At 36.5% G+C, this 15257-nt stretch carries 10 protein-coding genes; 7 read left to right on the plus strand and 3 right to left on the minus strand.

What is annotated here, in order from left to right; all coding sequences use genetic code 11:
• Positions 1–140: 140 nt before the first annotated feature.
• Positions 141–1940 carry an arylsulfatase gene (locus ACIPUA_RS00185; RefSeq protein WP_449059179.1) on the minus strand — a complete coding sequence of 600 codons (1800 nt, stop codon included), beginning with the start codon at positions 1938–1940 and terminating at the stop codon, positions 141–143.
• 634 nt (positions 1941–2574) lie between these two features.
• Here ACIPUA_RS00185 and ACIPUA_RS00190 point away from each other — a divergent pair.
• Genes ACIPUA_RS00190 through ACIPUA_RS00200 form a run of 3 tightly spaced genes read left to right on the plus strand, consistent with a single transcriptional unit; the run spans position 2575 to position 6035 of the window.
• Positions 2575–3915, plus strand: a complete 1341-nt coding sequence (locus ACIPUA_RS00190; protein ID WP_042846131.1) for a hypothetical protein — start codon at positions 2575–2577, stop codon at positions 3913–3915.
• Between the two features lie 27 nt (positions 3916–3942).
• Entirely contained in the window at positions 3943–4824 is an 882-nt protein-coding gene (gene surE / locus ACIPUA_RS00195) for a 5'/3'-nucleotidase SurE (RefSeq protein WP_042846133.1), read from the plus strand.
• Between the two features lie 32 nt (positions 4825–4856).
• Positions 4857–6035: an anaerobic sulfatase maturase gene (locus ACIPUA_RS00200; protein ID WP_449059180.1), complete on the plus strand. Its 1179-nt coding sequence runs from the start codon at positions 4857–4859 to the stop codon at positions 6033–6035.
• Positions 6036–6107: 72 nt separating this feature from the next.
• Here the strand turns inward: ACIPUA_RS00200 and yidA are convergent, their stop codons facing one another.
• Both yidA and ACIPUA_RS00210 read right to left on the minus strand, forming a co-directional pair.
• A complete protein-coding gene (yidA, locus tag ACIPUA_RS00205) occupies positions 6108–6968 on the minus strand; it encodes a sugar-phosphatase (RefSeq protein ID WP_225833052.1) in 861 nt (286 codons plus the stop codon).
• Positions 6969–7043: 75 nt separating this feature from the next.
• Positions 7044–7871 carry a PRD domain-containing protein gene (locus tag ACIPUA_RS00210; RefSeq protein WP_042846138.1) on the minus strand — a complete coding sequence of 276 codons (828 nt, stop codon included), beginning with the start codon at positions 7869–7871 and terminating at the stop codon, positions 7044–7046.
• Between the two features lie 714 nt (positions 7872–8585).
• Between ACIPUA_RS00210 and ACIPUA_RS00215 the strand changes: the two genes are divergently transcribed.
• From ACIPUA_RS00215 to ACIPUA_RS00230, 4 genes are all read left to right on the plus strand, one after another.
• On the plus strand, positions 8586–10505 hold the full coding sequence (locus ACIPUA_RS00215; protein ID WP_071548601.1) for a beta-glucoside-specific PTS transporter subunit IIABC: 1920 nt from the start codon (positions 8586–8588) through the stop codon (positions 10503–10505).
• A 17-nt stretch (positions 10506–10522) separates the two neighbouring features.
• Positions 10523–12004, plus strand: a complete 1482-nt coding sequence (locus ACIPUA_RS00220) for a glycoside hydrolase family 1 protein (protein ID WP_042846141.1) — start codon at positions 10523–10525, stop codon at positions 12002–12004.
• A 254-nt stretch (positions 12005–12258) separates the two neighbouring features.
• Positions 12259–13806: a sulfatase family protein gene (locus ACIPUA_RS00225; RefSeq protein ID WP_052219337.1), complete on the plus strand. Its 1548-nt coding sequence runs from the start codon at positions 12259–12261 to the stop codon at positions 13804–13806.
• A gap of 405 nt (positions 13807–14211) precedes the next feature.
• The gene (locus tag ACIPUA_RS00230; RefSeq protein WP_449059181.1) at positions 14212–15228 is read left to right on the plus strand and encodes a linear amide C-N hydrolase; all 1017 of its coding nucleotides are present in this window, start codon (positions 14212–14214) and stop codon (positions 15226–15228) included.
• Positions 15229–15257 lie beyond the last annotated feature (29 nt).

Here is a 15257-nt window from a genome sequence, read left to right on the forward strand (position 1 = left end):
GTATATTTTCACGCTAATAGTTAAAGAAAACTTCACTTAAGATCAAAAAAGTATAGGAAAATATTAACAATACACGCTCAATAGAAATAGCCACAAAACAACTTTTGTGGCTATTTTAGCTAAAAAATGAGTTTACTTATTTAATCGCTGATAAAACCATCTTCCATACGGTTGAAGTTATAGAAAAACTCGGATGGGTCGACAACAGCAGGATCACTGTATTTTCTCGCTTCATCCCACCATAATTGCTGTAACTCTTTCAATTTTTCTGGGTACTTTTTCGCTAAGTCGGTTGATTCAGAAAAATCTTCAGCTGTATTAAACAACTGCCATTGGTCATCATCGTAGCTAGTGTTATAGCGGTGTAATGCAACTGCACGCCAGTCACCTTGGGTGATCGCTCTTTGACTACGTAATTGGAAATACTGAACATCACGTGTTTTTGCATCAGCAGAATTCAATGTAGCTAAGAATGATTTTCCAGCAACAGGAACTTGTTTAACGCCATCAATTTCAGTGGCAAACGAGGTTCCAGCAGCGTCTAAAATAGTAGGCGCAATGTCAATCACACTGACATATTGGGAACGAATACTATTTGGTTCTTGGATCTGACTTGGCCATGAAACAATCAGAGGTGTGCGAACCCCTCCTAAATAAGGCCACAATTTATAACGCTTAAATGGCGTGGCACCCGCATATGCCCATGGGCGTTGATACAACATATCCGTTTTTGGTCCACCCGCATCGTTAAGGTTATCATACATTTCCTTAACCGTGGTTTTATCCATATATGCTGTTCTAAAACCGCCATTAACTCCGCCTTCTGGTGCGGCTCCATTGTCAGATAATAGAATAATTAGCGTATCATCGTATTGACCTGTTTCTTTTAAGTGACCCACTAAACGGCCAATTTGTTCATCCGTATGCGTCATGAAACCTGCATAGGTTTCCATAAACCTCGCATAGACTTTTTTCTGCTCAGCATTTAATGAATCCCATGCGGCATCCCCTTTTTCCCTTGACGGCAAAATTGTATTTGCCGGGATAACACCGAGTTTTTTCTGTTTCTCAAAACGGTCTAAACGTAGCTTATCCCACCCTTGATCATACTTGCCATTGTAGTCTTGGATATATGATTTTGGTACATGATAAGGTGAGTGAGCGGCTCCTAAAGCCAAATAAATAAACTTCGGCTGCTCTGATTTTTGGTCAATACGTTGAATCGCATGATCAACTAAATCAACCGACAAATGATATTCAGGGTTATTAGGTGGTGTAATCTTTTGATTATTTTCAACTAGTGCTGGTTTATACTGATTTGTATGGCCACTTAAAAAACCATAAAAATAATCAAATCCCCGCTGCCTTGGCCAAAAACTTTGACTACGCGCTAAATCATCTTTATAGTTTGGTGCTAAATGCCACTTGCCTAGCGCATAGGTATCGTAACCCGCAGACTTCAGCGCTTGTGCAATGTTTTGTGCATTTTCAGGAATTTCCCCACTGGTGGCAGGTCCTGAACCTTTAGGTGTTTCTTTCGATGGTGCATTGACGTTATCAGGCGGTAAATCTTCCATATTAACGGTTTGGTTATTACGCCCAGTCACAATAGCTGCTCGTGTTGGAGCACTGATAGCACTGGTATCAAAACGGTTGTAACGAACCCCAGATTCAGCTAATGCATCAATATTTGGCGTTTTAATCTCTGAACCAAATGCCCCAAAATCAGCAAACCCAACATCATCAAGCACAATTAGAATCACGTTCGGCTGCTTTTTAGCCGCCACAACGTTATCCGTAGCAGCGCTGGCAGTAACTGATGTTGACAGTAGCAATGCACCACCAAATGCAGCACTCACACACTGACTAAGTATTTTGTGCTTATGTGGTAGCCGCGAAAGAAACTGTTTCTTAATTTTTCTTTTTTCTTTGTTAAACATAAAACCTCGCTTATAAGACATTCGCTAACGAAAAGTGCTAACTTATATTTTTAATGAAAGGTATAAAAACAAAAAAACCTGAGACCTATAACTGCAACGCTATAAGTCTCAGGTTTTTGCCTAGTCAAGCTAGTAACACACCCAAAGTATATCTATCTAATCAAAATAAATTAAATTCACAATCTATAATTTAGGTTTTTGTGAACAACATCAAGGTCTCATATAACCAAATTATTTAAATAAGAATAATTGTGATTAGTGTCAAATAAAACCTACTATTTACCTAGAAACGAATATAAAAAAAATGAAAATAATTAAATATAAAAAATAAATTCATGTAGTTACAATTAAATTACTGCAGATTTAACATAGCAGATATATTTATAAAAACAGGTATCAGATCACAGTTCTCATAAATTAATATTGTAAAAAAAATCAACCCGTTTTAAATATATAGCGAATGGTGTGTTACTAGCTTGACTAGGCAAGAACCTGAATTTTTATGCGTCTTTAAAACGTATAAAAATTCAGGTTTTTTTTTACCTAAAATTTCTGCTCAGTAACTCAATGTCAATTAATCTATAAAAATAAAATTAACAATAAAAATTAAATACTAATAAATAAAGGTTGGTATATGAAAATAAGTCGACTACTAAAAGGCTCACTACTCATCCCTATATTATTTTCCTCAGTATTAAAAGCCCAGGAATATAAGCTGGCTGATACCCTAAATGAACCATTAATAAAAGATAGCAAACTAGAGTTATTCCTTCGGAATAGACTAAAATATCTGAATGAAAACGAAGTTGGTCCAACGTATATTCATACAGCTTGGGCTCAAACCATCGGGCTAAATTATGAATCAGGCTTATGGAAGGAAACTCTGGGTTTCGATATTTCCTACACTACTGTGACTAAATTAGGAGCCAGTGATTATTTTGCTAGCCGCGACCTATTATGGAATGATGGCCCTGGATTTAAATCATCAAATGCCAAAGGTTTCACAAAATTTAATAAGCGCAATATCAAGTTGCATTTAGGTGATGAACAAGGGATAAATTATAAAGCAAGATATGGCTGGCAACCCGCACATATGTATACGGTATTAAAAAGCCCTTATGAATCGGCACAAAATAGCTATTTAGGTTATACGGGCACGCTTACTTACCATGATTTCTCAATCGATACATTGTACGTTGATAGTGTTATGGAACGTTTTTCTCCTAACAAAGAAAATCTTCGTAGCAGAAATAATGAATCTGTTGAGTATATTGCAGCAGGTGGCCTCAACTATAAAACTAAAGCACTGAAAGCGACCTATAATTACGGATATGCTAAAGACTATATCGATCGCCATTTTATTGATTTTAACTATATGCCATATTCCGACATTACTCTTGGTTTTCGAGCCGTTGGTAATGTCCCTCAGGAAATGTATAAAAATATGCCGGCATCACGACAAGCTGCAAATGGCAGCTCGTGGGTATATGAAGGAACCGTCAAATGGCAATATGACAGCCTAGGCATGAAAGTTGGTGTTGGATACACCGATGCGGCTAAAAATAATGGTTCGCTTGGTTATTTTGACAGGCATCCAGTTAAAAACGCTCGTTGGCGTTTAGACCCTATGTCTTCAGCCGCTTATCATTACCAGCGAGATGGTGAACTCGCCCTCACTGGCCTCATTGACTATAAATATGCTGAAGATTTTTATTCTGCAATACAATTAAATTACGGCCAGTTTGATTTTAAAAATAACAAAATTAAAACTGGTGAGCTTAATCTTATTAATGCATGGCAACCGAATGATCCGAGTTTAAAAAACTTTACGGTATTTACTAAATTAACTAAAGCTTGGCTATACCAAGCTGAAGGAAATAGAGTTCAACCTGTTTTTGATGATAACGGGCACTATATTCGTAGAAATGCTATCGCCGTAGATATTATTTTTGACTATAAATTTAATATATTTTAGTACTGCTGAACACACATAGAGGTAAAAATGAAAAAAACAATTTTAGCTATTAGCCTATTATCTTTATTTGGACTTCAAGCCCAAGCTAGTAACGATAAAATGCGTATTCTATTAGTTAATGACGACGGATGTGAAGCATTTGGTCTCACTGAATTAAAATCGCAATTAGATGCAAAAGGTTATGATGTTTGGCTAGTTGGCCCTTCGACCAACCAAAGCGGAATTGGTACTGCAATTACATTTAAAGCAGGCAAAGAGTTCGATATAAAAAAAATAAATGAGCGCACTTATTGTTTCCCTGGTACACCTGCTGATTCACTGGATTTTGGTTTACAGGCGTTATTACGAGAAACACCGCCTGACTTAGTTATTTCAGGGGTTAATGATGGGCCAAACACGGGAACATCACAATTAAATTCAGGAACGGTATCAGCTGCATCGCGTGCCGTACGCTTAGGCTACCCAGCCATTGCGGCTAGTATTGGCTACATCATGACTGAAGAAGAAATGAAATCAGGTTGGCCTAGCACTCAGAAGTATTGGCCTGATTCAGTCACTTATGTTGTTGAGCTAGTTGATGATTTAAATAAAAAATGGATACCTGGTGAGACAGTGCTACCCATTAGATCTGGGTTGAGTATTAATTACCCCGCATTACCTAAAGATAAAATTAAAGGCGTAAAATTTGTTGAAAACGAGTATGCGGTTTCACCACAAATTTTATATGAAATAACTGCTGAAGGAAAAGCTAAACAAGTTATTAACCCTGAAGCATTAAAAATGAGAAATGATAATTCTGATACTGGATACCTTGATAAAGGCTATATTACCTATACTGTATTCGATGGTGATTGGAATGCACCTGAAGAAAAAGTGAAAGAATATAAAAATATTCTCAACAAAAAATAATCTTATCATTTTAATAAGTAGAGGCGTAAGGCATGAGTAATGCAAACCCAAATTTCCAATTAATGGCTAAACCTTCTGGTTCAGTGTGCAATATTGATTGTACTTATTGCTTCTATTTAGAAAAATCAAAACTTTATCCTAATAGAAAAAACCAATGGCGAATGAATGATGAGGTTCTAGATCAATACATTCGCACTAATATTGAGCAGCAACCTACTGATGTAATTGATTTTATTTGGCAAGGTGGCGAGCCGACTTTACTTGGACTAGGGTTCTACAAAAAAGCTGTTGCACTTCAGCAAAATTATGCAGGTAAGAAAAGGATCAATAATTCATTTCAAACAAATGCTTTAAACCTTGATGATGACTGGTGCCAATTCTTTAAACAGCATAATTTCTTATTAGGGGTTTCCATCGATGGCGATCAATCTTGTAACGATCAATACCGACTAACACGATCAGCAAAAAGCACGTTTGATCGCTTAATTGCCAGTATCGAGAGACTCAATAAATACCGGGTGGACTTTAATACGCTAACCGTTGTAAATAACTATAACGTAAAAAAGCCGATTGAAATTTATGAGTTTTTAAAGAGTATTGGCAGCTATTACATGCAGTTTATCCCAGTAGTTGAACGGCAGGCACAACAAACAACGACGGAAGGGCTATCACTCATTTCCCCTGAATTTACAGGAAATGCGGAAGTGACAGACTGGTCAGTCAACGCCGCAGAATATGGCCATTTTTTAAATACCCTGTTTGACCACTGGCAAAAAAATGACATTGGTAAAGTCTTTGTCATGAATTTTGAACAGACTATGAGCCAAAGCCTTGGATTCCCAAGCAGCTGTGTCACGAGTGAAACTTGCGGAGCAAATTTAATTGTCGAGGCCAATGGCGATATTTATTCTTGTGATCACTTTGTTTATCCTGAAAATAAAATTGGCAACTTGATGGTCGATAGCATTTCTCATATGTTGGGATCAGAAAATCATCAACGTTTTTCATCGCTAAAAAAAGAGAAGATCAGCCAAGACTGTTTAACCTGTAAGTTTAAGCCACTATGCCATGGCGGTTGCCCAAAGCATCGTTTTTTAATTGACTCGAAAGGGCTTCCTCGAAAAAACTATTTTTGTGATGCCTATAAAATTCACCTATCGCATTCGTTAGGGAAAATGAAAGGGATACTAAAAGAAATTCATGGAAATTAAGAAATAATAAATTAGAGTAAAATTAAAAACCGAGTGGCAACGCTAAACTCGGTTTTTAATGAAAAAGAAACCTTATAGGGCATATTTTTCTATCGCCCTTGCAACCCCATCAGTATCATTACAGCTTGTCACACCAGTAGCCCGTGACTTTAATTCATCGGTTGCATTTTCCATCGCAATACAAGTTCCAGCCACATCAAACATAGGCAGATCATTATTTTGATCACCAATGCACATAATTTCATACTTATGTAAATCCAATTGTTGTGCCAGTGCTTGTATTGCCAAGCCCTTATTCGCATTTTTATTTAACACTTCTAAAAAATACGGGGTACTTCTGACTAAAGTGTACTGTTGAAAATAAGAAGATGGTATTTTTTTGATAATACTCGATAAATAGTTCTCTTCAGAAGAAATCATCAATTTAGTAAATAAGATATTAGTAGGCATTTCATTCATTGGGACATAATGGATTAACGTATTCGAAAGATAAGCTTCATGTGTCGTATAAAAACCAATAATCTTATTTGCAGTGAAGATTTTATTATCTCCAAGAGCATGTAATGAAAGATCTAACTCTTCAGTTTGAGCATAAATTTTTTTATAATCATCAATATCTAATAAAAAATCGATAAGGTGGTTACCGTTAGAAGCATCGTGAATAACACTACCATTGTTACTAATACAGTAGTTACCAGGCTTATCTAAAGCTAACTGTTGTAAATAAGGTTGTATTCCTGAGTAAGGCCTGCCTGATGCAAGGATAATATGTATATTATTTCTTTGAGCTTGTTGAAGAACATTTTGAACATTATCACTAATTTGATGATGAGTATTTAATAACGTGCCATCAAGATCGATAGCAATGAGCTTTATCGCCATACAATTTTCCTTTTTTATTCCCATTTTTAATGGCAATAAAAGTTTTGCCAAGGGATAATTCCAATTAGGTTAATGCCTAGTTTTGCTAGTGACACACCCATGCTAAATAATAGTTAAAATTCAGCCCTAAACTGCATTTAAAAGTCTTTCTATATGTAATGCTAAATAAATAATTTCCTCACGAGAAACTGGAAGGTTATATTCAGATTGTATCAATTCCGCTATTTTTTTTGCACATACAAAATTTTTCATTAATTCTTTCTCTACCAACTCTTCAAGAATAGAATTAAATTGACTACTTTTGTCATGATTTGCCTGACAGCGGATCAATAAATATTTTAAATGATTAATAAATCTAGAGAAAATATCCGACTCAGTATTGACTTGGATATGAAATGAGTAATTTACAATATTAACAATTTTATAAACTATCTGTGTAAACCTGAGTGTATCTCCAACACTTTTGTTATTTAATTTTGCATTAACAAAATGAAGTGCAATAAGAGATGCTTCACTTGCTGGTAAACTTACATCAAATTTTTCATTAATATAATCAACTGCAACCTTTCCTGCAATAAATTCAAGATGATATAAATAAGGCACTTCATACAGAGAAACATTCATTTCCCGACTTTTGCTTCTCTCAATGGCAAAAGTTATATGTTCAGAGAGTGTAATAACTAAGCTATCACTTAAATCCGCATTTAAAATGGGCTTACATTTATTGATAACTTCAATAGTCAATTTGATAATATCAATAGGAATATTATCAAGAAAATTATGGATATCATGGTCTTGAGGCTTGATAAAAAGCTCATCGCTTTCATTACAATGGTAGTTTTGACCTGCTTTAGAGTTAAAGCCTATGCCTTTACCAATAATAACAACCTCTTGTTGGGCTTCGTTGTCTACAAGTATCACATTATTATTTATAACTTTTTTTATTAGGTACATATAGGCGACTTCCATTATTATACGTTATAAACGAAAAAAAACCTGAAATGACATGAAGTAATACTTCAGCATTTTCAGGTTTTTGCCTAGTCTAGCTAGTAACACACCAATTGATATAGATATATCTTTTCTACAAAAAAGGCAAGATTTATGCCTATTTTTTGTGATCAATACCGAAGTAAGCAATCGGTTCTTCTTGCTCTCAAGAACGGCGATTATTTTAATAGCACTTCATTTTTGAATAAAATAAAAACTAAATAATTTTTTATTTCTTGAATCAAAATGATAACGCAAACTTAAGGCAAATGTATATCTCTGTCGTACAGATCACAAATCCATTATTCTCACATTGTCTTTCAGGTATAAAAATTCTATAAAGTAATGGTAGGTCTGTAACTAGTTCGACTAGGCAATAACCTGAAATGTATTGAATTTTATTATTCAATAGTTTCAGGTTTTTTTATGTCTACATTTTGAGTTACAGACTCTGGAATCGTGAATAATAATGCTTTTATATGTAAAAACGTATTATTATTCATCAATGATTTTAGCATTACTCATTGGATTATTTATAAAATAAAACAAAATAAGTCAGGCATAAACTTCGGCTTGAAATATAACAGGTGTGTAACTGGCAAGACTAGGCATTAACCTGAACAACACTTCCAAAATTAAATTGGAGGCCGTTGTTCAGGTTTTTTTATAGGTATACTTATGGAAAGTAGACAAGTCGCAGAACAAATTATCACTCTTATCGGTGGGAAAAATAATATCAGTCAACATTGGCATTGTATTACACGCTTGCGTTTCAATCTTCATAACAATGAATTAGTTAATGTAGATAAACTCCGTGACATCCCATGGGTACTAGGTGTTAATTTCCTAGGTAATCAGTTACAAGTTATCTTAGGCAGCCACGTTACACATGTTTTCACTGAGCTACATAAAATAGTTGAACCTCATGGCTCAGCAATAACCAATGAGGCGTCACCACCAGAAATATCAGAGACTAAACAAAATATTGTTAATACATTTTTTGATTTTCTGTCGGGTATTTTTACCCCAATATTACCGGCTATCATTGGAACGGGGTTACTCAAAGGGTTGCTAGCTCTATTTGATATGTCCGGCCTTATTCCAAATGGGAGCTCAGAGTACCGAATCCTTTACACCATTTCAGACTCGGCCTTCTATTTTTTACCTATTTTGCTGGCTTTTTCCGTTGCTCGGAAATTTAAAACCAATGAATATATTGCCGTAACCCTAGCCTTCATTCTGGTTTACCCTATATTCCAAGGTGAACCTACGCTGTCTTTCTTTGGTATTACTATTCCTAACATTACTTATAACTTTACTGTTATTCCAATTATTCTTGGGGTTTGGTTATTAAGCTATATCAATCGATGGGTTGAAAAAATCATCCCCGCGAGTATTAAAATTATTTTTGTGCCGCTATTGGTGCTGATAATCTCTTCAATTATCACCCTTTCACTACTCGCACCGTTAGGCTATTACGTTGGTGAATATTTACAGCAAACATTCTCAGCTTTATTTAATATCGCAGGCCCTGTCGCAGGCTTTATTATGGGGGGCTGTTTATCATTATTAGTGATAACTGGTATGCACTATGCCTTTTTCCCGGCCACATTTTCCAATTTTAAAACATTAGGTTACGACTTTGTTTTATTACCTATTAGCCTATCCAGTAACCTAGCCCAAGCAGGGGCAACACTGGCTGTCGCTATCAAAAGTAAAAACACAAAATTGAAATCTATTGCGTATTCCTCTTCCCTTTCAGCCATTTTTGGTATCACTGAACCTGCAATTTATGGTGTCACCATGTGCTTGAAGAAACCTTTTTACGCGGCATTAATTGGTGGCGCAGTAGGGGGCGGAATCATAGGCTCATTCGCCGTAAAAGCCTTTGCGTTTAGTATTCCGGGGATCACTGCCTTGCCAACCTATGTTGAAGCAGGCACGAATAACTTCATGTTTATCTGCCTTGCGGTGATATCTAGCTTTACTTTGGCCTTTATTATCACCCTATTTCTAAAACTAGATGAGTCAGGACTTGAGCCGAGTAAAGATAGTTTGCCAACTTGCCGCGACAACACGCCACCTCATCAAGAAATACCAGAAAAAACACAATCAAAAGAAACAAACCATAATAAACAACCACCACATTTATGTTTATTCGCGCCAATTTCCGGGGAAACTTTACCGCTTGAACAAGTTCCCGATACCGTTTTTGCCAATAAAATCATTGGTGATGGCGTTGCCATCATCCCTTCAGATAACAAAGTTTATGCACCTATCGATGGCACCATTTCAATGGTCACGCCAAGTAAACACGCCATCGGAATTACAACCCCAGATGGGTTAGACATCCTTATTCATGTAGGCATTGATACTGTTTCATTAAATGGTGAAGGATTCACCCTCCATGTTAATGAAAAGGATAGCGTTAAATCCGGTGACCTACTCATCGAGTTCGATATTGAAAATATAACTAAACATTCATTATCAACAATCACCCCGGTTTTGATAACCAACTTTGACGAATTCAGTGAATTACAAGTGATAAATCAACCATATGTCACGAGTAATAAAACCACACTGCTCACCGTTAATTGATTTAGAAAGAGGAAATTATGAAATTAAATACTAAAAACACAAGTACAATTGGCTTTCCTGAAGGATTTTTATGGGGCGGTGCTACTGCTGCAAACCAAATTGAAGGGGCTTTTGACCTTGGTGGAAAAGGGCTTTCTACTTCAGATGTTGCCGCTTATAAAGACCCTTATGCAGATGGCGGAGTCAATAACTTTACTTTTAACGTCACATCAAAAGAACTTGAAGAGTATTTAAAACCTGAATGTAAAGCGTTATTCCCTAAACGTTGGGGTATCGATTTTTATCATCGTTATGAAGAAGATATCGCATTATTTGCTGAAATGGGCTTTAAAGTATTTCGCTTATCTATCTCTTGGGCGCGTATATTTCCAAATGGTATTGATGAGCAAGCCAATGAAGAAGGCTTAGCATTTTATGATCGCGTTTTTGATGAGTTAGCAAAATATGGTATCGAACCACTTGTTACGCTATCTCACTATGAAATGCCATTAACGCTAACGCAAAAATTCAACGGTTGGCAAGATCGCAGATTAATCGACTTATTCGTTAAATTTGCCACAACTTGCTATAAACGCTACAAATCGAAGGTTAAATATTGGATCACGTTCAACGAAATGAACATGAACCTCAATAGTTTATATACCGGTGCAGGTACGCTACCAGACACAGTCAAAAATGTCGAACAAGCGGCATACCAAGCCTCTCATAACCAGTTCGTCGCCAGTGCAATTTCTATTAAGCTAGGCAAACAAATGATGCCTAACGCAAAAATTGGTTGCATGATTTGCCGACTAGAAACTTATGCAGAAAGTTGTAATCCAGAAGACCAATTACAAGCATTGAAAGAAGACCAAATCAATCTGTTCTATCCAGATGTCAGCGTCCGAGGTGTATATCCGACTTATATGCTGCGTTATTTTGAAGAAAATAATATTCATATTCAGGTAGAACCGGAAGATTTCAAAGTGCTTAAAGAAGGTGTAGCAGATTTTATCTCGCTAAGCTATTACATGACTTATGTCACCAAAGGCGGACCTGATGCAAAAGAATTATCAGGTCACTTAGTGAGTAAAATCAAAAACCCATACTTAAAACAATCTGAGTGGGGCTGGCCAATTGACCCAACGGGATTACGCATCACACTGAATAAGCTGTGGGATCGCTATGGTATCCCCCTGTTTGTTGTAGAAAATGGTTTAGGAGCTCGTGATACGCTCAATCCAGACGGTACGATTTCTGACCCATACCGTATTGACTATATTAAAGAGCACGTTATAGCGATGAAAGAAGCAATTCGTGATGGCGTTGATTTAATCGGATACACCACATGGGGCTGTATTGACCTGATTAGTTGTGGAACATCACAAATGACCAAGCGTTACGGTTTCATCTATGTAGAACAAGACGATGAAGGTCATGGTTCGCTAAAACGTATTCCGAAAGAATCATTCTATTGGTATCAACGCGTGATCGCTTCAAATGGAGAAAATCTTGATTAATCAATAAATTGAAATATAAATGCACCTTAAATCATTAGTGATAACAATTAAGGTGCACTCTTACTTTTATAAGCCATGAGTTTTAAAAATCATAAGAATTCAAGTTATACGCATTTATTTTTCAGGTAGTTGCCTATTAAGAAAGCGAATCAAGAATGTTGCCAATTGATCAGTTTCTCTGTCTCCACAAGGTGAGATCGATTTTACATTCTTATTATAAGTGAACTATTTTCGATCAATGAGGAAGCATGTCTATGAGTAAAATTAATGAATTGACACGCCGAGATTTCCTATTAGCGACTGTCTTAACGCCCATGATAGCTCCTGCAGTAATGGGGTCAATTACTTCAGCTCAAGCGCAAGGGACCACGTCGAACAATAAACGTCCTAATTTTTTATTTATTCTACCAGACCAACACCGCTTTGACTGGATAGGCGCAAACCCTAACCTCGAAGTTAAAACCCCCAATTTAGATTCATTAATTGCTCGGGGAACACGCTTTCAGCAAGCGTTTGTTCCTTCCCCTGTGTGTGGCCCTTCTCGTGCTTGCCTTGCCTCTGGTCGTGAGTACGACCGGTGTGGCGTAGGTGATAACTTTACTGTTTATCCAACAACACAAGCGACCTATTATGAAAAACTACGCGATGCCGGCTATTACGTAGGGGCTTGTGGGAAATTAGATCTCGCGAAACCGACATTTGATAACGGTATTGATGGCCGCAACCATATGTCCGAGTGGGGCTTTTCAGACATGGTGAACTGTGCAGGTAAAGGTGATGCCGTATTAGAATGGGATAAATTTAAAACACCATTTGAACCTTACATGGCTTACATGCTTAAGCGTGGTGTTGCAGATATTCATGCTGCAGATATCACCTCTCGAGGAGGTGGACGAGCAAAAGGTCCAGAAGCGTACGCAAAAACTTACCCGACACCTATTGACGATGAAGACTATGCTGATAACTGGATTGGACGTACTGGAATTGAAATGATACGCCGTTTTCCTAAAGATCGGCCATGGCATATGGTAGTAAATTTTGCAGGCCCTCATGACCCTGAGGATATCACTCAAAGAATGGAAAAAACTGTTCGCGGACGTAAATTTCCTCAACCCTTTAATTCAACCCAACTCGATCCAGAACAACATGAAGCTATTCGACAAAATTACACTGCAATGGTAGAAAATATTGATCGCTGGTTAGGGATCTACCTTGATGAGTTAAAACAAAGGGGGGAACTTGAAAATACAATCATTGTATTTTCAAGTGATCATGGAGAAATGCTCGGTGATCATAACCGATGGGGTAAAAACGTCCCTTATGATGCATCTGTTGGTGTTCCATTAGTCGTTGCAGGGCCTAATATTCAACACCGCACTAGTGATGCATTAGTTAGCCTTATTGATATTGCCGCAACATTTTTAGATTATGCTAAGGCAGAGATCCCTGACGGCATGACAGCCCTCTCTTTTAGGCCTTTATTGGAAGGCAGAACCAATGATCACCGAGAATATGTAACTTCTGGCCTACTTAATTGGCGTATGGTACGAGATAAACGTTATAAACTCATTGAGGGCTTTGACCCATCCTTAATGAAAAGCTATGGTAGCGTGCCTAAAGGTACCAAGCGCCCCATTGTCCTATTTGATCTTCAAGAAGATCCGAATGAAAGTAATAATATAGCAAGCCAGCAACCAGAAATAGTAGCGAGTATGAAAAAGCGCCTTCCGACTCGTAATAGTGACCCTAGTTATGGATTTCCTAAGCCTGAAGACTTCGCTAATTATGGTAAACGAAGCTAATAACACTAACGCTTTAATATATTATTAATTAGTCAAAATAGACAATTTAGCCAAAACCATCCCCCTTCATAGTAATATAAGTTATTGAAAAGTATGTAGGGGGTTACAAAAATACTGACATTCTCCCCTATTCTCTGTACTAGATCTTCATGCCATACAATGACTTTATTATTTAATATTCTGAGTGTTCTCAATCATTTTTTACTGACATTAATCTAGAAATAAGTCCAGTTCAATTATTTAATAATTCCCCTACCTATAAACTCACCTATTTTATTAGATTAAGCCTAAGTCAGATATTTTAATGATTATTATTGTTTATTCAGTGAAGCTAATATAAGTTTATAGTATACGTCATTATTATTTACTAATTTACTGACATGTTATCAATAAGAGACTAATAAAATGTGCACAAGCTTATCAATAGTAGATAGTCAAAATCATATTTACCAAGGACGAACACTAGAATTAACTGAAAACTTACCTTCTTGGATAACATATTACCCAGTAAATACCTTCTTTCAGAAAAAATCACCTGATGGTCAAAATGGTATTAGTTATACATCTAAATTCGACATTCTTGCTATAACAACTGAAATTTATTTTGATGGTGATAACCATAATATGTTTCAAGGTTTAAATAGTGAGGGGTTAACTTTTAGTGCCAATATGATCACAGAAGCAGAACTCTCACCGATTGAACCTGAAAATTATTCCAAGTCATTACCTGTCACCTCGATAGGTGAATGGGCTTTATCTAGTTTTAGCAATGTTAACGAAGTGAAAAAAGCTATTGAAAGTGGCTTCTTTTGGTCCCCAATCCTCGTCAACTTTAGGAATTTAAAATCACCATTCCATTATGCTTTTTATGATAAACAAGGTGGCAGTATCGTCGTTGAAGCTGTTAACGGCAAATTACAAGTCTTTGATAACCCAACTCGTGTAATGACTAATGGGCCTGATTTTCAATGGCATTTAAAAAACCTCAATAATTATAGCCAATTATCTAACCTTGATAAGTCAACCAATCTATTAGGTAATATCCGAGTGACTCAGCCAGATAGCGGAATTGCAACTGCAAACCTCCCTTCTTCAGATACCTCGGTTGGGCGTTTTGTTCGTGCCGTTTTTTATAGTACTTACGCACCGCAAGCTAATAATGCAAAAGAGGCAATAAATACCCTTGCCCATATAATGAATAACTTTGATCGCACTAAAAATATCACTGTTGATAATATCGGAGAAGGTGAAGGGAAAGGTGATATTTTACTGTCTGAATATACTGTCTGGACTTGCTTATCTGATTTATCTAATGGAACTATCTATATTAGAGGGTATGGTGAAATGAATTATACTCAATATTCGATTGACCAATTTAGCCATGAAGGTAAAGCTATTTTTAAACAACTCGATATTTATTAATTTAATCACCAATTGTAGAAGATAGTAAT

The sequence above is a fragment of the Providencia sp. AGC89 genome (assembly GCF_053543535.1).